Genomic DNA, 21,229 nt, shown 5'->3' with positions numbered 1-21,229 from the left:
AGAGAAGAGTCGCGCCATGTTGCCTGAAGTCACCCAGTTCCAAGACGTTGTCCCGTTGGTCAACGATACCGGTGTCCAGTTTCTAGATTTTGCCCTGACGCTTGAACCTCGTAAGGAAGCCGGCGGTGAGTTTGCCAAGCTGGCGGATGACCTTTTAGTACGTCTGCTCACCAATGAAGAAGACGGCACCACTTTTTATGAGCCCGAGCCCAACAAGCTGGAGCGGGTCAGTAAGCCGTATCTCGATATGGATATGCAATCGAGCCTAGCGCTGCTGGATCGCCAATGGGTGCCGATACCGTTTTTCCGGCACATGCCACCACATCGTTTCGATGAAGGCCCCAGCAACTGGTCGCGCATGCGCCTGGTGGAGCTGGATACACCGGATATTGATGGCCACACCCATCGTCTGACACTGGCGTTTGATACCCGTAGCATGCCCAAGCGCGAAGGCACGGCTTACTTGGCGCCTAACGAAGAAGATGTACGCTCAGGCGAGACGTTCAAGCTTGCCTTGACCCCCCATGAAATGGGCTGGTTCATGGATCTGGCATGGGTAAAAGAATGGCTCAATGATCTATACCGGGAAGGCCATCCGGAAATGGATCAAAATGAGCTGAATGACGACATCAAAGCGTTACATCCTCAGGCACATTATTTGAACCTGCTCAGCCTGTTGTGGAAGCCGATACCCGCTGAGCGTACGCAGCGAAAGCCCAAGGTGCGAGTACCCGAGGTTCGTCTGGCGGGTAAGGATGCTAGTCAAAAAACCCCGATTTCTGTCGATCTTGTCCTTGATGTGGGCAACTCACGTACCTGCGGTATTTTGATTGAGCACCATGCGCAATCAGGTTCCGGTCTCAAGCAGAATTATGTGCTGGAATTACGTGACCTGGTCGACCCAGAATGCGTCTATGCCGAGCCCTTTGAGAGCCGCGTCGAGTTTTCTCAGACATTCTTTGGTAAAGATCATCTCTCGGTCAAGAGCGGTCGACATGATGCTTTTCGCTGGCCCACGATTGCTCGCGTAGGTGGGGAAGCCAACCGCCTTGCCAGCCGTCGTCGGGGCACCGAAGGGTCTACCGGCCTGTCCAGTCCCAAGCGCTATCTGTGGGACGGCAGCCGCTACACGCATGGTTGGCGTTTCAATAGCGCCTATGTCAAGGCAGACAAAGAACCTTTTGCCACGGCCGCGCCTTTCTCCAACCTGATCAATGAGCGTGGCAAGGCGATCTACGCCGTCATGAATGATGGTGAAGACGATGATCTCCCCGTCTTCAAACCGCACTATTCACGTAGTTCCTTGATGACCTTCATGCTCTCGGAAGTATTGGCTCAGGCGTTGATGCAGATCAATAGCCCGGCCCAGCGTTCCCGGCAGGGCAATATTGATATACCGCGTCGCCTACGCTCGATCATCCTGACATTGCCCCCGGCCATGCCGTTGGCAGAGCGCAGTATTCTGGATCAGCGCATGCGCGAAGCGGCGGGGCTGATCTGGCAGGGCATGGGCTGGTATCAAGGCGAGGATGACCCCTACCATCCGGAAGACGCCGACGCGCCGACACCCCCCTTGCCAGAGATCCGTGTCGAGTGGGACGAAGCCACTTGCGGCCAAATGGTGTATCTGTACACGGAGACCAATGAGAATTTTGCCGGCCATCCTGAAGAGTTTTTTGACACATTGGCGCGCCCAGAAAAGCAACAGCGTGACCGTATCACGCTTGCCAGTATCGATATCGGCGGGGGTACGACTGACCTAGTCATTACCGACTTCCGTGTCGAAAGTGGAGAAGGCAGCGGTAACAGCAGCAATGTGCATATCGTCCCTGAGCAGCGCTTTCGTGATGGCTTCCGTATTGCCGGGGATGACATCCTGCTTGATGTCATTCAGACCTTCGTGCTGAAAAGTTTTGAAGAATCCCTGCAGCAAGCTGGCGTGTCATCCCCGGATGCCATGATGTCACTCCTGTTGGGTGGAGAGAGCCTGAGCGCCCAGGATCAGGTATTGCGTCAGCAGCTCAATTTACAAGTCTTCACTCCTTTAGGGTTGAAGCTGCTTAGTTACTACGAGGGGTTCGATCCTCAGGAAAAGGAAAGCGAGGAGAACCCTCACATTATTACCGCCACGTATCGCGAGCTGCTGGGAGATCACGCAGCCAGCGACGCGGTTAGAGAATATGTGCACGGTGCCGTGCGGCGTGACGTCAAAACCAATGGCACCACATCGCTTGAGCTGATGGATATCCCGATCACCTTCAACCTGCCTCAAGTACATCGGGCCTTCTTGGGCGATGGTATCAACATCGGCAAGACACTAGGCGCCCTATGTGAGGTGATCCATCAGTACGGCTGCGACATGTTGCTGCTGACCGGCCGTCCCTCTCGGTTGCCGGGGATTCAGGCCTTTTTGCGCAAGATGTTGCCGTTGCCTCCAGGGCGCATTTTACCGATGCAGAACTACCGTACCGGTAATTGGTACCCCTTCCATAGCAATGGCGAGATCGACGATCCCAAAAGCACCGCTGCAGTCGGCGCCATGTTATGTCTTCTCTGCGATCAGTTGGATTTGCCCAGTTTTTATTTTCGTACCCAGGCACTCAGGCCTTACTCGCTGATTCGTCATCTGGGCTCGATTGACAACAACAACGTCATGAAGAGCGATGACGTGGTTTATCGCGACATCAAGGCCAATGACAATGGAACGGGGATTGAACTGCCGGAAGAGGATGAGCCCAAGGTACAGGTACGCGGAGGCATTGTGCGCATCGGGTATCGTCAGTTGGATGCCGAGCGCTGGGTGGCCTCGCCACTTTATACCCTGGAACTGACCGAGACGGGCAAGACGAAATACAAGCAGGCGGTGGTCAGCGAGGGAAACGGCAGCCAGCCGGTGGTCGAGGTGGAACTCAAGGTGGTCGAAAACAACTCCAAGGGCGGCTTGATCAGTGATGAACTGAAAGTCAGTCGCGTCAGTGACAACACCAACAAGTCATTTGGCAAAGCAGACGTCAATCTTCAGCTCAATACCATGATCGATGCGGGGCTGGGCGATTCCAATTACTGGCTGGACAGTGGGAGCGTGAAACGCAAATGAGCAACCTCACGGATAAACAACACCAACTGGGCCAAGGCTGGGGGGCTGTGCACGCTGGTGCCGGTCAGGCTATCGAGTGGATCGAAGACGTTCGCAACAATGCCCCGCGCCTGGATAGTGAAGCGGACAATTTAATCCTAGAATTACACAAAGCGCGCAATCTGGCATCGAGCTTGGGGGGGGCCGCGGCTACCCCGATGACCATCGGCTTTTTCGGATTGTCTCAAGCGGGAAAATCTTACTTGATCTCGGCGCTGGCCGCGGGCCAAAACGGCAAGTTGGAAACCAGTTACGGCGGCAAGCGTCTCGATTTCATCGAACATGTGAACCCAGTCGGTGGGGGCAAAGAAGCCACCGGGTTGGTGACGCGCTTCAGCCGCACGGCCAACAGCGGGCCAGCGGATACCCCTGTTGAACTACGCCTGTTCAGTGAAGTTGAGATTGCCAAGATACTGGCCAATGCCTGGTTCAACGACTTCGACCATGAACAGTTGCACTATGAGTTAGATGAAGCACGCATCGAGCGCATTCTCAAGCCGTTTGAAGGCGTTGCCATTACGGTAGAGACACAGCCTGGGCTAAGCGGTGATGACGTGGTCTCCTTATGGGACTACCTTACTGATAGTTTCAAGAAGTCAATCAGTAAGCTGGAAGCGCGCTATTGGCCGCGGGTTCTTAAGCTGGCGCCGCGTCTCTCATGCGAACAGCGCGCTGAGCTGTTTTCTCTTTTGTGGGGCGAGCAAGAAGAGCTCACTCGCCTTTATGTGCAACTAGCGTCCACCCTACGCCGCCTTGGCAATGCCCCCACAGTTTATGCGCCGCTGACTTGCCTTGTCACGCCCGAAGGAGACGGGTACAGCCAGCGCGACAGCATCATGAATGTGGACATTCTCGAGCGCCTGGGCAGCGTCGATGATCACAGCCTGGACGTGCGACCCGTAGAGCAAGACACGCCCGGCAATGCCGTTACTGTATCGGTGGCCCAGCTGGCTGCGCTGACGGCCGAGCTCACGTTCCCGCTGATCGAGCCGACACAGGATCCTCAAGTTGAAAAAGTTGATCTGCTGGATTTCCCCGGTTATCGCGGACGTCTAAGCCTGAAAAGTGTCAGTGAAGCCGCCAGTCAGGCGAGTAGCCAGGGGGGCAACCCCGTTTCTCAATTGGTATTGCGCGGCAAGGTGGCGTACCTGTTCGAGCGATATACCGACAGCCAGGAGATGAACGCCTTGGTAGTGTGTACAAGTTCGGATAAGCAGAGTGACGTGACCTCTGTTGGCCCGGTGCTGACACGCTGGATTGAAAAGACGCAAGGGCGGACCAGTCAAGATCGTGCGGGCAAGACGCCAGGGTTGATCTGGACGCTTACCATGTTCGATAAGCGCATCAACGGTGCGCTGAACTTGACGGAAAGCCAGCTGAGCGAAGGCTGGGAAGGGTTGATCAAAATGACCTTATTGGAGCGTTTCGGTCAGTACGACTGGATGAGTCAATGGGCCCCAGGGCAGCCATTCAATAATACCTTCCTGGTACGCAAGCCACGCCTGCCCGTTTCGTTTCTGAACAGCCGTGATAACGAAGAACTCGGTATCAATGACGACTACGAAGCACCGCTTGAACGTATGGCAGCCACCTTTGCCGAGCATGCCAGTGTGCAAAAGCATGTGCAGGCGCCCGCCGAGGCCTGGGAGGCGATGCTGGCACTTAACGATGGCGGCATCAAGCGTATCAGCCAGTATCTTGGCCGTATCGCTACCCTGGAATTCAAGCTGGCCAGTATCGAAAAGCAGCTGAAAGACACACTCAGCTCATTGGTAGAAAAGCGCCTAACGCCCCTTCACCACACAGATGGCAGCGGTGAAGTGGCTAAAAAGCGTGAGGCCGCCAAGCTGCTGTGGCAAAGCCTGCAACAACGCCTGGCAACCCTGGGTGAACTGCAGCACCAACTGGAACTTCCTCAGCAGACGGTACGCGATCTTTACTTGAGCGACAGCGAAGAAGACGAGGCAACAGCGACTGAAGGCGATGCAGATAGCGAACCGGCGGTAGCCGATAGTCTTTATTGCAACAGTGGTTTTAACCTCAGCGATGATCCTTTCGCGAGTAGCATGCCCTTTGGCGATGAAGCCGCCACTGTACCTGCCGCGAAAACCGAGCCGGTGCTACAAGGAGCGGATCATCGTTTTGCTCGTAAGGTATTTCAGGCATGGGTCGCCCATTTGCGTGAAGTACCTGGACGCCACTCTTTGCTGCAACTGCTGGGGCTGGAAAAGGCAGTCGTTGAGTCCTTGACCGATGAATTGATCACGGCAGCCAATCGCATGGCACTGCAACAACGCCTGGATCAAGCACTTCTCGGCCGCGCCCAAAGTAGCGCAAAACGTGACCAGCTGGTGGAGCGTCAAGTGTTGGCCGCCCAGTTGGTACTGCGCGATTTTATTGCCTGGCTGGGCTATCAAGAAATGCCGATTGACGAGCGGCCGAACAGCCTGGCGGGCAAGAAGGACAAGCTGTTTTTGCCGAGCACTCCGATTTTATCGGGTGAGCTTCCCAGTCTTGCACCTCAACCCGTCAATCAAGCTGTTCTTTATTTGGCCGATTGGCTTTCAGGGGTTTGTATCGTGACGCAGGAAAATGCAGGGCACACCGCCGGACGGGAAATTACCATGGAACAGAATGAGCGCCTGGGCGCTGTACTGACATCCTTTCGCCAACGGGAGATGACCCATGCGGATTGAACTGCGTCCGCTGGAGTCCGGAACACCGGGTGAAGGCCGCTTACTGCTCAAGGGGTGGAAAGGGGAAACCACATCGTTGCAACTGTCGATTCAAGAGAGCCAGGATCAACAGTTTCTGCATCCGGAAAAAACGTGGAGTACCAAGGCCCACTCGTTTGAATTGGCTAGCTTGGAGGAGACCGATGACCAGCGTCTCCAGGTAGTACTCGACAGCACTATTATTGATCCCCTGTTGGAGCTTCCCGGCTCTACCCAATATTTGCTGGCATTGCAGGATACCCAAGGCACGCAAGCCAAAGGGGTAATACGGCTTTCACGCGATCTGATGCCCTCCAGTGCGGCGGGCTCGGCACCTTCTACAGGGGGTAGCAGTGCCCTGTATTCACCACCGGTTGCGGAAAAAGCGCCCGAACCGGAAGTAAAAGTGGAGCCTGAGCCAGAAGCCGAACCCGAAGTTGGATCCGAACCTGCGCAGGTGCCGGAAGTGGAAGTGCCGCCCGCGCCTGCCAGTAAGGCGAGCAAGCGCGGCCCATGGCTATTTCTCTTGCTGGGGCTTGTGCTGTTGGCAGCCGTGGCTTTTGGTGCCTGGTATTGGTTCAGCAATAACGCTGGTAATGCGGGATCCGAACCGGTTGAACAAGAAACCGTCGAGGAAGAAGAGAGTAACGAAGCGGAGGGAAGCCCAGTAGAGGAAGACGCTGACCTCCCCACCGAGGAAGCCTCAGAAGAAGAGGTGGCCGACTCTTCCGCTGGTTCGGCCCCGGTCTGTTCGATTGCAGCCCTTGAAGAGCAGGAGGAACTGGCATTCGTGCAAGGATGTTCCAAGGCTGATGTTGCCCCCGAAGCGTTGCTGTCGGTGATCGAAGCTGCGCGTGATGCAGAGCACTGTGGAATAGCGCGACGGCTTTATGCCAACCGTGCTATCGCAGGCGATGCCACTATCGCGCTGGCCTATGCCCGCGAATACGATCCCGCTTATCACCAGGCGAGTACCTGCTTTACCGCAGCCGATGCCGAAACCGCCAGCTATTGGTACCAGATCGTATTGGACACCGACCCTGACAATAGCGAAGCACAAGCACGTTTTGAGGAGCTGGGCGAATGATGCGCAACATGCTCGCGACCTGGGTATTCTCGTCTGTGGCCTTTATGGGGCTGGGCGCCACTGCAGCGCTGGCTGAGCCTCGCCCCTTACTGCAGGAAGGCAAGCAAACCTTACATCAACGTGTCCTGACCACACCTGGGTGCGAGCTAACGGAGACAGTGGGAAGCAGTGGTGAATTGCAGCCTGCGTTCACTCGTTTCTATGTGTATGAGCGCAGCGAGGTGGACGGGCGCGAATGGTTGAAAGTCGGGCCGGATAGCTACGGCACCACCAGCGGCTGGCTGCCGGCGGATTGTAGCGTGGCGTGGAAGATGCAACTTACGTTGGCATTCACTAATCCGGCTAACCGGCAGCGTCTGTTGTTCTTCCGTGAACGAGACGCGCTTCAAGATATTCTCGATGAATTCGAGCCTTCCAGTCGCGTTGTTCCTTTGCACGCCGACCTGGATCGTGAGGAAGAGGTGCCCCATGTGCTAGCACGGGAACCTGAATACTTTGTCGATCTTCAAGAACAGTTCTATTTGTTACCGATACTTGAAGGCGAAGAGGTATTCACCGAAGCTGGCTTTCGCGCACGGCTGCTGAACGTGGCGTCAGTAAGCAAGGCCGGCGAACCTGACCTAGCCGGTACTGAAACAGATCCCGAAACTGAAGATGACACACCAGCCAGTCAATTGCGTGAGTTCAATGCCGGCGTTGTCTTCGTCATCGACTCGACGATTTCCATGGGCCCGTATATCGAGCGTACCCGCGAGGCGGTGAGCAAGATACTCGATCGAATCGAGGCGGCAAACCTGGAGGAACAGGTCAAGTTCGGCCTGGTTTCTTATCGCGACAGCGTGGAAAAAGTGCCAGAGCTCGAATACATCAGTCGTATGTATGCCAACCCAATGGAAGTGCAAGGCAGGCAAGACTTGATGGCGCGCATGGACGAACTCCATGAAGCCACGGTATCCACGCCAGGGTTCGAAGAAGATGCTTACGCCGGGGTGATGCAGGCAATCGATGAAGTGGAATGGAGCCAATATGGTGCCCGCTATATCGTACTAATTACCGATGCCAGCGCCATCGATGGCGATAATGAACGCTCCTCGACAGGCTTGAGTGCCGACCAGGTGCGCCTGGAAGCGGCCAACCCGGGTGTGGCGATTTATACGCTACATCTCGAAACCGAGAGTGGCGAGCGCTTCAACGACCATGCTAAGGCAGCAGCGCAATACGCCAACCTTTCCACTTATGCCGGCACCAATACGTCGCTGTATTACCCGGTGGAAGCCGGGGATGTGGAGGCATTTGGTGCCAAGGTGGATGCCTTGGCCGAGGCGATCACTTCTCAGGTGCGTGCTGCTTATATCGGCGACGGGGCTATCGGCAGTGCCTTGAATGCGCAACAGCCTGACCCTGATGAGGTTGATCCAAACCAACAACAGCTGCTGGAAGATGCGGATCTTATCGGCCATGCTATGCAGCTGGCCTACCTGGGGCAGCAAGCTGGCAGCAAAGCACCGCCGGTATTTCAAGCCTGGATCAGCGACCGCGACTTGGTGCAGCAAAACCGCCCCAGTACGGACGTTCGGGTGCTGCTGACCAAATCTCAGTTGAGTGACCTGAATGACGTGGTGGCACAGATTCTGGATGCCGCCAATCAAGGCCTGATTTCGCCCACCGACATGTTTGATCGTTTGCGCTCGGTGGCGGCGGCCATGGGCACCGACCCCAACCAGCTGCAACAAAATGAAACCACTCAGTTAGCCGAACTGGGGCTGATGGGGGAGTATCTGGAAGATCTGCCTTATCAGAGTGAAGTGCTCAATCTGGATGAAGCCACCTGGAAGAGCTGGGATGGTCTTTCTCAGGAGCGGTTCATTCGTAATCTGAGCATTAAGCTGCGCCACTATCAGCGCTATAACGAGGATGTTGACCGCTGGGTCTCACTTGCCGAAGGCAGTGACCCACGGGACGACGTTTATCCGGTTCCTCTTGAAATGATGCCGTGAAAATCGGCGTTTCAAACAATAGAGGAAGACTGGGATGTTAGCGATACAGGGCATGATGGTTCAGCGTGGCCAGGGCGCTCGCGCGCACCGGATTCGACTACCCGAGCTATCACTGTCGCCGGGCCAGTGCTTAGCGATTACCGGCCCTAGCGGGTGTGGCAAGAGTACGTTGCTAGAGACGGTAGGGCTGCTGTTAGCACCCAGCGAGCTTGAAGGCTTCATGCTGGGAAACCCGCAACAAGATGTAGCAACACTGTGGCGTACACAGCAGCAAAGCGAGCTGGCCACGCTGCGTGCGCGTGATTTGGGGTTCGTGCTGCAAAGCGGGGGGCTGCTGCCCTTCTTGAATGTGGCCGATAATATCGTCTTGCCGCGTCGTCTGCAGGGCCTGCCCACAAAGAGTGAGCGAGTCACGCAAGCGGTTAACCGCTTGGGGCTGATGCCGCTGATGGAAAAGCGACCGGCAATGCTTTCTATCGGGGAGCGCCAGCGGGTCGCCTTCGTACGCGCCCTGGCCCATGAACCAAAATTGCTGCTGGCCGATGAGCCCACGGCCGCCCTTGACCCCCACAGTGCGCATGGGCTCTTTGCGCTGTTTATGGACGTCGTCGAAGAGCTACAGCTCGCCGCGTTGGTGGTCTCCCACGATTGGGCCCTCGTCGAAACATTTGGAGTGCCGCGCTTCGATGCCGTCACGGTAAAAGGGGAGACCGTCTTTGAACCTCGCCCTTAAGCGTTTGCGCCTACTGGTATCGTTAGCGCTGCAGGATCTCTGGTACGACCGTAAGGTATCAATGTGTATTGCCGCTGCCCTGGTGGCCGTGATTGCGCCCTTGTTACTGCTGTTTGGCCTCAAGTATGGGGTCGTCAGCCAATTACAGTCCGAGCTTCTAGAGGATCCACGGAACGTGGAAATTCGCATGGTATCCAGTGGCCGGTATGACGCTGCCTGGATCGAACGCTTGCGTAGCCGACGTGATGTCGGTTTTGCCATTGGCATGACACGTTCACTCAATACCCAGGCAGATTTGGTCGCCGACCGTCGACACTTTGTGGATAACACTGAAGTCATCCCCACGGCAGAAGGGGACCCATTACTGGCGTCACTGTCTCTTACCAAACCGCTTAAGGGTTCAACCGTAGTGCTAAGCGAGTCGGCTGCGCGGCGCTTGAATGTCGACGTCAATGATCAGCTAAGCCTGTTCGTCAGCCGTCGTCTCGATGGCCGTGCTGAACGTGGTCGGCAATTGATTACCGTGGCAGGCATTTTGCCACCGGATGTCTTTCCTCGTTCGGCCGTCTTTGTCGCGTTGCCGCTGCTGATCGCGCTTGAAGATTTTCGTGATGGCTACCGCATCGATTCGCTTGGTGTGAGCACTGGCGAGGTGCGAGGCGAAAGGGAAACGCACTTTGCCCGTGCTCGCCTGTATGCCGCCGATATTGACCAAGTGGCGGGACTGGAGCAGTGGCTCAATGCCCAGCATATCGACACGGCCAGCCGCCTGGCCGAGATCGAGAACGTCAAGGCGATCAGCCATGTGCTGGGGTTAGTGTTTGGCGTGATTGCGAGTACCGCGCTGGTGGGCTGTCTAGCTTCAATGTTGGGGGCTTTTCTAGCCAATATTGATCGTAAGCGCAAGGATCTGGCGGTGCTGCGTTTACTGGGGTTCGATCGTCCGGCAATAGCGGCATATATCGTGTTACAGGCAGGCACCTTGACGCTGGCCGCCTATGCGGTAGGGCTTGGCCTTTACGGATTGGGAAGCCAGGTATTCAACCAGGCGTTAGCAACTAGCGCGACAACCGGAAGTGTTGTCTGTCGCCTTACCTTCATGCACGGCGTGATTGCACTTTTATTGGCTTTGCTGGTTGCGCTCATGGTGGCGGTGATCGGTGTGCTGCGCGCCTTTAGTATCGAACCTGCGGAGAGTCTGCGTGAACTGTAAATCTTTTCGATGCTTCCCCCGCCACTGGTGTCTTGCCGGGTGGGCTGTTGTTTTACTTTTGCAGGTGGGAACTGCCTCGGCCGAGTGGGATGAACGGCTTTATAATCCCATGCCACAGGATGACGATGTCATTCTGCCGATGCCTTGCGATGGCGCCATGGCGTTTCGCAAGGTTCATATTCCCGCGGCCGGGCCGCTCGACGATTATCCCATCAATATTGGCCAGGATGGCACCGGCTGGGGCTATGTAGAACAGCGTCGGCCCTCCTATGTTTCCGGCAACTTCAGTGAGAGCGAGGGTGTCTCGCGCTACTACTTGCTGGCCAAGTATGAAACGACCCAGCTGCAATATGCGTCTTTGATGGCTGATGAGTGCCCGTCACCCTCGACGCGCTTGCGCTTACCAGTTGTATCGGTGAGTTGGTTCGATGCAACGGCGGCGGCTGATCGTTATAACTTGTGGCTGCGTCAAAACGCTGAGCAGTCCTTGCCTCAGGAAGATGGGGCACTGGGATTTGTACGCCTACCGACCGAAATTGAGTGGGAATACGCCGCGCGTGGTGGCCTGCAGGTTGGCGCTGCCGAGTTCCGCGACGGCCGCTATCCGATGCCAGAGGGCTTGAACGGTCATGAATGGTTCGCCGGACCGCAGTCCGCTAACGGTCAATTGCAGCTGGCAGGGTTACTTAAACCCAATCCATTGGGGCTGCATGATCTTCTGGGCAATGTGGCTGAGATGATGTTTGAGCCATTTCGCCTCAATAAGCTGGATCGCCAGCATGGCCAAGCAGGCGGTTTTGTGGTGCGTGGGGGGAGTTACTTAACACCCCAAAGTGATATCCGCACGGCGCTACGCGGTGAAGAGCCGTATTACCGTGAAAAAGGTCAGGCCGAAAGCGGCCAGGTAGGCTTTCGTTTGTCACTGGTCGCCACCACGTTGACATCGCGAGAGCGGGTGGCAGCTATCGAAGAAAGCTGGCAAGCGCTGGGTGCAGATTTAGAAACGCAAGAGTCCCCTCAAGAGGCGCCAGGAACCGTTGAGCAGTTAAGCAGTCTGGCGGCGGAACTCGAAGACAGCGCGTTGCAAGAACAGCTACGCGATATGGAAAGCCAGCTAAGGGCGAGCAATCAGCGTCAACAAGAAGCACGCAATTTAGCCGTGCGTGCCAGCCTCAATCTAGGCAGTTTTCTCTGTACCAAGCTTGAGGATGACGGCGTTTTTCTCGATTTTCTCCACGATAACTATGCCATCAACTGCGGGGCTGACAGTGACGACGCGAGTTGTGGCATGCGCCAACAACGCCTGGAAGAGCAAGACGCCCGGTTAGAGGGATTGAGTCGCTATTACGCCAGTAGTTTGGTCGAGTCCGCGACTTTGTACGGTGAAGATTTGCTCGAAGAGCAAGTGGAAGTATTTGAGGAAATTATCAGCCGTAATCGTCAGCTGACCCAACTCAAGCCCTATCTCCACACACACTGGGAAAACCAGCGTGATTACCTGCAACAGCAACACATTTCCACCACTGCCTGGCTGGAAAATTGTAAAGCCATGGCCAATTAAAAAAACGCAAGGGAACTTACTATGCAAAGCCAACGTATGTCATTCAAGACTCGCACCTTGAGCTGGAAAAAAGTACAGATGATGGTTGCCGTAGCTGGCAGCTTGATAGTGCTTAGCGGCTGTGCCGCCACCGGCAGTTCATTGCTATCCGGTAACGGCGATGACACCGCTGCTGACCCGCGCTTGACGCAAGGCAGTGAAGCGAAGTTCTTCAGTCGGTCAGGGTATCAAGCCTGCGCCGCAGGCGCCGCAACAGGCTTGATAGGTTGTGCCCTCACCAATCCAGGCAACAAGACACAGTGCATGATCGTAGCAGGTCTTGGTGCTTGTGGCGTTGCCATGGGCGCCAATTTCTATCTGGATCAACGTCGCAGTGAATATGCCAATACCAGTGAACGGCTGGACGCGATGAGTGCGGATATTCAGGAAGATACCCGCCATGTCATCGCCCGAACTGAAACGGCGCAAGCCGTAATGCAGGAAGATAAGTTGCGTCTTCAGCGTATCCAGCAGGAGATGGAAACGCAGCAATTAGACCAGGAAGCCGCCAAGAACGACTTAGCCGCGATCGATAGCAATATCGAAATTTTGCGTCGCGATTTGGTCAATATGAACAAGAAATCAGACGAGTACCAGGCCGTTGCCGTTGCAGAACAAGGGGAAGCAAGCCCTGAGGAAATGGCGCGCATTGAGCAGGATATCGACTTAATGAACCAGCAGGTGCTGGCGTTGCAGCAAGAGGTAGATGACCTCTACAGCATGCGTTCCGCCATTACCTTGGGCTAAGAAACAGGCCGATATTGCTATGAAATACACCATGATGAATAAAATCATACTGATGGGCATCAGCATGGTTCTGCTGGCCGGTTGCGCTACGACGCCGGAACAGTGCGATCCCCATAATCGTGACGCGAGCCTGGTGGCCAAGTTCTCCTGTGACACCTCGGGTGCCTACCGCAGCCAAATCGTGCAGCATGAGCAGCAGGTACGCCTGGATCAAGAAGAGAATGCTCTTTTTCACCAGGTGTATGCGGATATCAAGGCTCAGCAGCTGGCAACCCAAGCAGACCTGCACTCTCAGCAAGAAAAGCAGCAGGCACTGAACGAGTCTCTGCAAACCCTGCTGACGCGATTAAAGGCGCGTGCCGGAGAGGAGCTAGGCCTGCAGCATCGTCTCAATGATCTTGAGCGACAGCTGCAAGCCAACCGAGAGCCCGCCCAAGATGAAGCCGACATGGCCGCGCAGAAGGCCCAGCTAGCCGAGCTTGAACAACAGGTAAGCCGTCTTCACCAAAGTCTCGGCTATGAATAAGGCGGAAGGCTGACCATGCAACGGATTCTGCGCGATACCCAGGCGATGCTGGGCGGTACCTTCGAGGCCTATCAGGCCAAGATCGCGCTCATCCATCGCCACTTTCCGCCTAGTATCGGCACTATGTTTGCGACGCCGCGTAATGGGCGGGCAGATACCTTGGAGTGGTGGACGGAACTGCCAGGTCAGCCGACATGTTTTGATGCCTTGGCGGGAGAGCAGCAGGCGGCTTTACTAGAGCGTTATCAGCAACGCCAGCAGAGCCTTGAGCGCTTGGCCGATGAGCTTGTAAGGCGTGGAGACAGTGAAGGTGGGGAAAGCTTGAAAACCTTGATTGGCCCTGCCGAAACGCACCATCTCTATAGTCTGAATGGTGAGCCCGTGGTGATTCGTTGGGGAGCCGACATGGTAGACGCCACGGCTCCCAGCGTTACACCTCAGTCTACGCCAATAGCGCCAACCGCTGCTCCTGTCGTGGCGGCTTCCTCCCTTAGCAGGCTCAGAACGCTGAAGTGGCTATTGCCGCTGCTGCTCTTTCTGCTCCTTGTTTTGGGGGTATTGCTGTACCTGCTTTGGCCTCTGGATCGTTATGGATTCAACTGGTTTGAAAACGCTTCTGGTGACGTAGTGCCTTACGCCTGCCTTGAAGAAGAGAAGCGTTTGCCACCAGAGTTTGTGCTGATCTTTGATACCTCTGGGTCGATGAATATCAATATTGCGGCAACTCAGGAGGACGAAGAGTGGTATTTCGGCATGAACGAGTTTCGCCAGACGATGCTGCGTAATATGGGTAATGAACGTCTCTTGGCAATGGAAACAGGGACGTCTCGGCTGGAGGTGGCTAAGGACTCTGTGTCTCGTATCATCAACCAGCTCCATCCGGATATTGATACGGGGCTTGTTACCTACGCAGGGTGTGGCTCCCCAGTGACACAAGGCGTATTCAATGCGTCACAGCGTGAGCAATTGGTCAACGGCATTCAGGCGTTAAATGCCTATGATGGAACGCCGCTTGCTGAAAGTTTGGTGGCTGCGGCCGAATTGGTTGATGGTCGGGAACGCGATGCAATCATTATTGCCTTTGTTGATGGGGCAGATGGTTGTGAACAAGACCAGTGCCAGATAGCTGCAGAGATAGCCCAAAACCAGCCACGGCTTACGATCAATGTCGTTGACGTTACGACGGGCGGACGCTCTAACTGCCTTGCAAAACACACGGGTGGCCAAGTGTTTAGCTCACAGGATGCTGTTGAGATAACCAGCATGCTAGAGCAGGCCAGCTCACAGATACTGAATGCTAGCCATTGTGAGTAAGCGTTATTAACCAACCCTGAGGGTTGGTTTTTCTGTTTGTGCTAAGCAGGCAGATTTCGAATGAGGCATTTATGCCTCTGCAATAAAGAAAAATTAAATTAAAGGTAAAGAATAATGAATGATCTAAAAAACCAAGTGGGCAATGCAATTGTACCCGCGGTTATCCAGGCGCTTATCGTATGCGTTGTCCGCTTTTTTACGATTCCCTGGTCAATCTGGAAAGGGGCTGCCCTACGCTTGGCGGCGATGCGTCAAAGTAGTGATGAAGAAAAGGTAACTTCTAGCAAATCTGAATTTCCTGTTTTCGATTGGTTCAGAGCCGCTTGGGACGGGGCTATTTTTCTTTCGTGGTTTATTGGCATCTTGGTAAGCGTTGTTGCACTGATTGGCGGTAGCATGGGGTATGGAGGCCTCATGCAAGGTATCGCTGCTGGAGTGACCGTGCTGGTTTATTTTTACTTCGCCGTGATTGGTATGTCGTTGTTAAAAGAAGGTTTGATTTTGGTATTGTCAATTGCTCTAAACATGGAGCGTTTGGTCAATAAAAGTTAATAGTGCTTCTTGCACTTATCCCACCCAATATTACATATTGGGTGGGATTAACGCTTACGATAAAGGTTATTTATGGATAGATTCTTACTAATGTTCCGATGTTGCATTGGGAGGAGGCTTTTGGCGAGGGAAAATAAATCCTAGCAACCATTGCAGCGCCACGTAAATCATAGAGAAGAGCAACGGTAGCATTGCCTGAAGTGTAGGCTCAGCAAGGATTATGTCCCACGGCCCCGGCTCCATTTCCACGAGATGCCCACCGAATCGGCTAACCTGCAACGTCTTGCCGGTGGCATGGCAAGCAACTTTAATACCCGACGTATTTAGCCCCGTCACAGAGAATACGCAGGCCGTATCGGCTGGATGGCCTTCGGCATCCATTACCCAGACTTCATCACCTAGTTGCAGATCAAGTTCCATCACAGGGTAACGGAGGTCCGAAAGCAACCGTTTCTCCATTACTACCACACGGCCTGCTCTTAGTACTGGAGGTGGCTCGCCCATGGTGGCCGCATAAGTCTCGCTACCAATGGCACCGACTGCCAGTAAGCTGCCACTGAAGGGCAGCTCCTCAATGTGAACTTCGAGGGAAGCGGAATTTGCCCAGTGCCAAGTCGCATTTTTGGACAATACATTTTCCAGTGTGATTACTGGAATAACACGAGAAAATTCTTTCTCCTCTCCTTGCGGAGCGCTATTTTGAGCTTCGAACAATGACCCAGGAGTTTCCAACCCCCCAGGTTCATACTCATGCAGCGTGACCTGCAACGAACCGTTGCCGTAGCGCACCATTCGGACATTCGCCCTAGGGCCAATCTCCACTAGGCCGCTGAATGCATATGACTCCATGGGACGTTCTCCCAGGGGATCCGCAGCGCCCTGTATAACGTCCCCCTGCTCGATGAACCACCGTGTGGCACTGACACCCGTCGTGACCATATCCAGTATCTCCGTGTCTGCGGCGATATGGAAAGTGCTGGGCTTGCGTAGCGCCTCGGCCAATAGATAGATCACGCCGGGCAGTAGTACAAACGTAAGGATCAAACCAGCGGCTTGGCGGCCTAGATATCGTGTTCTTGAATGCCATATCACCGTCAAGACAGCAATCAAGCGATTAACGGAGGAGAGCCGCCTAGGTCGGTTCATGGCGCTAACGGGAAGGGGACTGGTGGGGCGCGGTTGGGGCCCCTGAGACGAACCAGCTCAGTCTGGCCGAATTGCGGTTCACCGTGTTCACGAAGCTCTGCAATATTGACCAGGCATTGCCGGTCAAAGGCAATACGCTGAGGATCAGGTATAATCTCGCATTCAATGGCTTGTGGTGCCTTACCCTCGTAAGGAACCACAAGAAAGGCCTGCATACGGCTGCTGTTAATCATAACGGCCATTTTTTGGGCTTCCTCGGGCCGCTCCCAGGAAACAGGCAGAATATGCTGCGCCGAGTGCCCGGGGGCACAGTTCTGTTTCACCTCGGCCAGTGCCGTCAGCACATCCGAACGATCCTCGGCATAGAAAGCTGGCTCACGGCTTTCGAATGTCACGTGGAGTAGAAAAGGTGCCTCATCCGCTGCTAAGGGCGCCCTCAATAGCCCCGTATAACGCCCATCTCTTGCCAACAAGGACAGGCAAAGCTCAGCATTTTCGGTATCCATGCCCCGCGGCACCCAGACATACAATTCCTTGCCATTGGGTTTCCCGCGGTGCTCGAACATGGCCCCAGCGAGCGGCCTTCCCGATATCGGCACGGTGGAAGAGAATCCCTCATCCACCATACGGGCTGTTACCTCCCGCTCGGGAAGCGGCTGAGCATAGGCTAGGCCACTGAGCAGCAGGCTTAATCCTATCCCCCACCACACATTCATGACAAACGGATCCGGGCTGGCAAGCTGGCACTGTTGCCGTCAGCTTTGTCCTCCTCGCTGTGAGGGGCACCTATGTAACAATCCAGCATGCCGGCTAATTCAATGCCCGAAAGCTCATTCAAGGCCAAGGCACAGGTGTAGCGATAATTCCCATGGTTTCTATAAGCTTTTAACTCAAACCGTAAGCCACCACGGTCTAACTGGCCCACGAAGCCGCTGTCAGGGATGGCCGCTGCTCGAAATTTCCCAGTAATTTGGTCGTTGGCAGTATTAATTTTTAATTCAGTAAGCGTAAGCTCACGCCACAGGCTATACGTATAAGCTTGGGCTTGACTGGCCTGAGTTGGCTCCACGATTTCCACTACCAAGAAGTCTCGGCTGTTAATCAGTTGACGTAGCCCAGCGGTCTGTAGTCGCTCATCATCGTTAACTAATGCCGCCTCCATGGCCATGCTGCGCAGTAGCGAATCCTCACCCTTCATCACCTCTTCGAATACAGCCATTCGCACCGAGGCACTGTCGTCGGTAAGCAGGTTACGCACTCGATCAATAATCCCGGCCCGCTCCTGGGCCGCCTCAAGGCTGGCAAGATCTAACGCCATCAAAGGGGGACTGGCTAATGCCAAGACTAGGCCTACCCAGTAAGCGCGAACATGTTTCATAAGAACCTCTCCCGAGGGTTTGATTGTTATTGTCAGCGCGCAGTAGTGTTGCGCACTCGCACGTAGCCTTCTCGGGTTTGCCACCATGGCAGCCCTGTAACCTTGCCCGTTATTTCGACGCTCTGACCCACGCTCAACCAGCGCACAACGGGGGACCATTGGCTAGGCTCCTCGCGGATGGCCGTCCGTGCCGTGACAATGGCCGCCCCGCTGTGGGGTTCCACAGGCAGATGGGATGGCGGTAGCTGACTCGGGCCGGAAGTCTGGAAGAAACGAGCCAAAAGATGGCTGAGAGCATCATGTCGATAGGCCCTTACCACGCCATTATCGGTCGTAAGCACCATGCCGACCGACATGCCGTCCAACAGTAGCTGTGAACCACTGATTCCCTTAAAGGCTTCGTCGCCCTGATCAATCGTTCTCACCTCTACATGGCGATCATCTACGCCAGTAAAGAGCACAGGATAAGAAACTATGCCGCCCGTTTCGCGCACCCGAAGAATCGAACCCTGGCGGCTGTGTGAAACGGCCTCGGTCAGAGTGGCATCGAGGTTATCGATTACCGGCCAGCCTGTACTGCAGGTGATCTTGCCTTGCGAAGCCACCCGAATCACCGCGATGTCGTCGCCGAAGGTGGTCTCAAGCGACGCCTGCGCCCAGACACGATTCGCAGACATCACACTGAGCCCCAGGCCGAAGCCGATAACATGCTCCGGCACGATGGCAAAGCACTCACCACTACGTACCCGAAGAACGCCCTGGCCTACCTCCTCGCCCTGGATCAAGACAGGATCGGCGGAAGCTGACAGCGTTGTTGCCAGCAATAAATAACCGCCCACCAGACATTGCCGCATCACACGCATCTGCGCTCCCACCTTCCTCATCTTGTATTTTCTAAGCATAGCCCAAGTTAAACCTTACTCAACCGGCCTGGTCATGGTCATTCAACGCAAACCTACAAGCGGTCTCAAAGTTTTATAATTAGAGGATTTGCTATCCATTCTGAAACTTAGTGCCACTCGTTCGAGGGTTGTGGCAATTTATCTAGCGGGCGGGCGGGTGGGGGGAGAGGAGGCGCTTTCCCAAAGTGATCATCAAGGTGTGATAAGAATCACAGGTAAGGCACTACTGCCAAAGGTCAAAAACGTCCAAAAATAGGACACTTTAAAATCACGCTCTGTGACTTCTTTGATGATGGCAAAGAGTAGTGGTCGATGTTAATCGGGATAAAGTGATATGTAGTATTAGCGCTCTGTTTTTATATAAGCTTCCGTTTTTATTGGTTTAAAATGATTTTTACCGGTAGATTTTCCTGGAGGGATAGATCATCGGTAAGGCTTAAAATTAGCCTCCGAAGCCGAGGGTCGCAGGTTCGAATCCTGCCTTTGATATGATTTAGCGTGTCATACTACGTACAGTATGCGCTCGCTGGGGCAGGACCCCTGCTTATTTCTTTCGACTCGCCAGTTAAGGATGACGCCTTACCATGACAAGGATGGCTTTATTGGCCGGCGCGTTGGTGCGTTTGGTGGCGCGCCTCGTGACTGCCCCCAGGGCACTGTGGCAGGGCATCGAACCGTTACCTCATCAGCGCATCTATTTTGCCAACCACGCGAGCCACGGTGATTTTGTTCTGATTTGGACGACGTTACCGTTGCGACTGCGCACTGAGGCTCGGCCGGTTGCCGCAGCTGACTACTGGGCGCAGGGCTGGCTGAAACGGTGGCTGATTCACGATGTCTTCCGCGGCGTGTTGATCGAGCGCTTGGGTCGCAGTGATGATCCGCTGGCTGGCATGCGTCGGGCTTTGGACGCCGGCGATTCGTTGATCTTGTTTCCTGAAGGCACACGCAACACCGGCGAAGTGCCGCTGTTGCCGTTCAAGACTGGGCTCTATCACCTGGCGTTGGCGTATCCCGATGTTGAGTTAGTACCGGTATGGATCGATAACCTTAACCGTGTGCTGCCCAAGGGCGAGAGGGTGCCGCTACCGCTGCTATGTACTCTTACCTATGGTGCGCCGCTGCAGCTGGCACCCGAGGAAGACAAGGCGGAATTCCTGGTGCGGGCTGAACGCGCGCTGCTGGGACTTGCCCAGGCTCGAGGGGGAGAACGACATGAATGATATGGTAGTACCCGCGGGCCTGGACGTGCTGCTCGGCGCCATTTTCGGCCTACTGGTGGTGGCCAGCATGATCGGCTTCGCTCTGGCGCGGTGTTACTCGCCTGAAGGCGACAACGCCGTGATCGAGAACCTCAATCAACGTATTCGCTCCTGGTGGATCATGGCGCTGGCGCTGGGGCTGGCCATGCTGGGTGGTAGCACTGGCGTGGTGCTGCTGTTCGCCTTTGCGTCTTTCTCCGCGCTGCGCGAATTCATCAGCCTGTTACCGTCCCGACGGGCCGACCACACGGCGCTGGCGTTGGCATTCTTCGGCGTGTTGCCGGTGCAGTACCTGTTCATTTGGCAGCAGTATTATGGCATGTACTCGATCTTTATCCCGGTCTATGCCTTCTTGTTGCTGCCGGTAGTGGTGGCGCTGCGCGGTGACAGTGCGGACTTCCTATCGCGCATCAGTGAGGTTCAGTGGGCGCTGATGATCTGTGTGTTCTGTGTCTCCCATGTGCCGGCTCTGCTTAGCCTGGAGATTCCCGGCTATGCGGGCCGCAATATCTTGCTGATCGCTTTTTTGATCGTGGTGGTGCAGCTCAGCGATGTGCTGCAATACGTGTGGGGCAAGCTATTGGGGCAACGCAGCATCGCTCCGCGGCTTTCACCCGGCAAGACGGTGGAAGGATTTATCGGTGGTGTCGCCAGCGCTACGCTGGTTGGCGCCCTGCTGGCCTGGATGACGCCCTTTACGTTGCTGCAAGCGGCAGGACTGGCGCTGATGATTGCTCTGCTGGGCTTTGTTGGTGGTTTAGTCATGTCGGCCATCAAGCGTGACCAAGGTATCAAGGACTGGGGCCATTTGATCGAGGGTCATGGGGGCTTTATCGATCGCCTGGACTCGGTGGTTTTTTCGGCACCCGTATTCTTTCACGTGGTGCGTTTCTTCTGGTCGACGGTTTGATGTCTGTTGATG

At 55.1% G+C, this 21,229-nt stretch carries 17 protein-coding genes; 13 read left to right on the top strand and 4 right to left on the bottom strand.

Annotated elements, in window-relative coordinates; translation table 11 throughout:
* Positions 1–16 precede the first annotated feature (16 nt).
* The 11 genes from ACQE2I_RS16475 (at position 17) to ACQE2I_RS16425 (ending at position 15,619) form a co-directional block, all read left to right on the top strand.
* Positions 17–3,097, top strand: coding sequence for a virulence factor SrfB (locus ACQE2I_RS16475; RefSeq protein ID WP_427029122.1), 3,081 nt, complete (start codon positions 17–19; stop codon positions 3,095–3,097).
* A complete protein-coding gene (locus ACQE2I_RS16470; protein WP_427029121.1) occupies positions 3,094–5,832 on the top strand; it encodes a putative virulence factor in 2,739 nt (912 codons plus the stop codon). Before ACQE2I_RS16475 ends, ACQE2I_RS16470 begins: the two co-directional genes overlap by 4 nt.
* The gene (locus ACQE2I_RS16465) at positions 5,822–6,937 is read left to right on the top strand and encodes a hypothetical protein (protein ID WP_427029120.1); all 1,116 of its coding nucleotides are present in this window, start codon (positions 5,822–5,824) and stop codon (positions 6,935–6,937) included. Before ACQE2I_RS16470 ends, ACQE2I_RS16465 begins: the two co-directional genes overlap by 11 nt.
* Positions 6,934–8,934, top strand: coding sequence for a vWA domain-containing protein (locus ACQE2I_RS16460; protein WP_427029119.1), 2,001 nt, complete (start codon positions 6,934–6,936; stop codon positions 8,932–8,934). Before ACQE2I_RS16465 ends, ACQE2I_RS16460 begins: the two co-directional genes overlap by 4 nt.
* A 34-nt stretch (positions 8,935–8,968) precedes the next feature.
* Complete coding sequence (locus ACQE2I_RS16455) at positions 8,969–9,667, top strand: ABC transporter ATP-binding protein (protein ID WP_427029118.1); 699 nt, start codon at positions 8,969–8,971, stop codon at positions 9,665–9,667.
* Positions 9,651–10,880, top strand: coding sequence for an ABC transporter permease (locus ACQE2I_RS16450; protein ID WP_427029117.1), 1,230 nt, complete (start codon positions 9,651–9,653; stop codon positions 10,878–10,880). The genes ACQE2I_RS16455 and ACQE2I_RS16450 overlap by 17 nt, the downstream gene beginning before the upstream one ends.
* A 109-nt stretch (positions 10,881–10,989) precedes the next feature.
* On the top strand, positions 10,990–12,441 hold the full coding sequence (locus ACQE2I_RS16445) for a formylglycine-generating enzyme family protein (RefSeq protein WP_427029116.1): 1,452 nt from the start codon (positions 10,990–10,992) through the stop codon (positions 12,439–12,441).
* Between the two features lie 21 nt (positions 12,442–12,462).
* Positions 12,463–13,227, top strand: a complete 765-nt coding sequence (locus ACQE2I_RS16440) for a hypothetical protein (RefSeq protein ID WP_427029115.1) — start codon at positions 12,463–12,465, stop codon at positions 13,225–13,227.
* A gap of 31 nt (positions 13,228–13,258) precedes the next feature.
* On the top strand, positions 13,259–13,753 hold the full coding sequence (locus tag ACQE2I_RS16435; protein ID WP_427029113.1) for a hypothetical protein: 495 nt from the start codon (positions 13,259–13,261) through the stop codon (positions 13,751–13,753).
* Between the two features lie 15 nt (positions 13,754–13,768).
* The gene (locus tag ACQE2I_RS16430) at positions 13,769–15,067 is read left to right on the top strand and encodes a vWA domain-containing protein (protein ID WP_427029112.1); all 1,299 of its coding nucleotides are present in this window, start codon (positions 13,769–13,771) and stop codon (positions 15,065–15,067) included.
* A gap of 114 nt (positions 15,068–15,181) precedes the next feature.
* Positions 15,182–15,619 carry a hypothetical protein gene (locus ACQE2I_RS16425; RefSeq protein WP_427029111.1) on the top strand — a complete coding sequence of 146 codons (438 nt, stop codon included), beginning with the start codon at positions 15,182–15,184 and terminating at the stop codon, positions 15,617–15,619.
* An 87-nt stretch (positions 15,620–15,706) separates the two neighbouring features.
* Here ACQE2I_RS16425 and ACQE2I_RS16420 read toward each other — a convergent pair whose 3' ends face one another.
* The 4 genes from ACQE2I_RS16420 to ACQE2I_RS16405 are packed head-to-tail and all read right to left on the bottom strand — an operon-like array spanning position 15,707 to position 19,000.
* Positions 15,707–16,765 (bottom strand): hypothetical protein, encoded by a 1,059-nt coding sequence (locus ACQE2I_RS16420; RefSeq protein ID WP_427029110.1) that lies wholly within the window; start codon positions 16,763–16,765, stop codon positions 15,707–15,709.
* Positions 16,762–17,481 (bottom strand): hypothetical protein, encoded by a 720-nt coding sequence (locus ACQE2I_RS16415; RefSeq protein ID WP_427029109.1) that lies wholly within the window; start codon positions 17,479–17,481, stop codon positions 16,762–16,764. The genes ACQE2I_RS16420 and ACQE2I_RS16415 overlap by 4 nt, the downstream gene beginning before the upstream one ends.
* A complete protein-coding gene (locus ACQE2I_RS16410; protein WP_427029108.1) occupies positions 17,478–18,143 on the bottom strand; it encodes a hypothetical protein in 666 nt (221 codons plus the stop codon). Before ACQE2I_RS16410 ends, ACQE2I_RS16415 begins: the two co-directional genes overlap by 4 nt.
* Before the next feature lie 32 nt (positions 18,144–18,175).
* The gene (locus ACQE2I_RS16405; RefSeq protein WP_427029107.1) at positions 18,176–19,000 is read right to left on the bottom strand and encodes an SH3 domain-containing protein; all 825 of its coding nucleotides are present in this window, start codon (positions 18,998–19,000) and stop codon (positions 18,176–18,178) included.
* A 629-nt stretch (positions 19,001–19,629) separates the two neighbouring features.
* Between ACQE2I_RS16405 and ACQE2I_RS16400 the strand changes: the two genes are divergently transcribed.
* Positions 19,630–20,268, top strand: a complete 639-nt coding sequence (locus tag ACQE2I_RS16400) for a lysophospholipid acyltransferase family protein (protein WP_427029106.1) — start codon at positions 19,630–19,632, stop codon at positions 20,266–20,268.
* The gene (locus ACQE2I_RS16395) at positions 20,261–21,217 is read left to right on the top strand and encodes a phosphatidate cytidylyltransferase (RefSeq protein WP_427029105.1); all 957 of its coding nucleotides are present in this window, start codon (positions 20,261–20,263) and stop codon (positions 21,215–21,217) included. The genes ACQE2I_RS16400 and ACQE2I_RS16395 overlap by 8 nt, the downstream gene beginning before the upstream one ends.
* Positions 21,218–21,229: the final 12 nt, after the last annotated feature.

The sequence above is a fragment of the Halomonas sp. H2 genome (assembly GCF_050215315.1).
Lineage (GTDB): Bacteria > Pseudomonadota > Gammaproteobacteria > Pseudomonadales > Halomonadaceae > Vreelandella.
Note: the sequence above shows the minus strand (reverse complement) of the source record. Positions and strands in the feature narration are given on the sequence as shown.

What these genes read in the sequence shown, in the direction of transcription:
- ACQE2I_RS16475 (WP_427029122.1), top strand. Translation starts at nt 17, where the DNA reads ATGTTGCCTGAAGTCACCCAGTTCCAAGACGTTGTCCCGTTGGTCAAC.
- ACQE2I_RS16440 (WP_427029115.1), top strand. Translation starts at nt 12,463, where the DNA reads ATGCAAAGCCAACGTATGTCATTCAAGACTCGCACCTTGAGCTGGAAA.
- ACQE2I_RS16455 (WP_427029118.1), top strand. Translation starts at nt 8,969, where the DNA reads ATGTTAGCGATACAGGGCATGATGGTTCAGCGTGGCCAGGGCGCTCGC.
- ACQE2I_RS16445 (WP_427029116.1), top strand. Translation starts at nt 10,990, where the DNA reads ATGCCACAGGATGACGATGTCATTCTGCCGATGCCTTGCGATGGCGCC.
- ACQE2I_RS16465 (WP_427029120.1), top strand. Translation starts at nt 5,822, where the DNA reads ATGCGGATTGAACTGCGTCCGCTGGAGTCCGGAACACCGGGTGAAGGC.
- ACQE2I_RS16420 (WP_427029110.1), bottom strand. Translation starts at nt 16,765, where the DNA reads ATGAACCGACCTAGGCGGCTCTCCTCCGTTAATCGCTTGATTGCTGTC.
- ACQE2I_RS16460 (WP_427029119.1), top strand. Translation starts at nt 6,934, where the DNA reads ATGATGCGCAACATGCTCGCGACCTGGGTATTCTCGTCTGTGGCCTTT.
- ACQE2I_RS16415 (WP_427029109.1), bottom strand. Translation starts at nt 17,481, where the DNA reads ATGAATGTGTGGTGGGGGATAGGATTAAGCCTGCTGCTCAGTGGCCTA.
- ACQE2I_RS16410 (WP_427029108.1), bottom strand. Translation starts at nt 18,143, where the DNA reads ATGAAACATGTTCGCGCTTACTGGGTAGGCCTAGTCTTGGCATTAGCC.
- ACQE2I_RS16430 (WP_427029112.1), top strand. Translation starts at nt 13,769, where the DNA reads ATGCAACGGATTCTGCGCGATACCCAGGCGATGCTGGGCGGTACCTTC.
- ACQE2I_RS16400 (WP_427029106.1), top strand. Translation starts at nt 19,630, where the DNA reads ATGACAAGGATGGCTTTATTGGCCGGCGCGTTGGTGCGTTTGGTGGCG.
- ACQE2I_RS16470 (WP_427029121.1), top strand. Translation starts at nt 3,094, where the DNA reads ATGAGCAACCTCACGGATAAACAACACCAACTGGGCCAAGGCTGGGGG.
- ACQE2I_RS16435 (WP_427029113.1), top strand. Translation starts at nt 13,259, where the DNA reads ATGATGAATAAAATCATACTGATGGGCATCAGCATGGTTCTGCTGGCC.
- ACQE2I_RS16425 (WP_427029111.1), top strand. Translation starts at nt 15,182, where the DNA reads ATGAATGATCTAAAAAACCAAGTGGGCAATGCAATTGTACCCGCGGTT.
- ACQE2I_RS16395 (WP_427029105.1), top strand. Translation starts at nt 20,261, where the DNA reads ATGAATGATATGGTAGTACCCGCGGGCCTGGACGTGCTGCTCGGCGCC.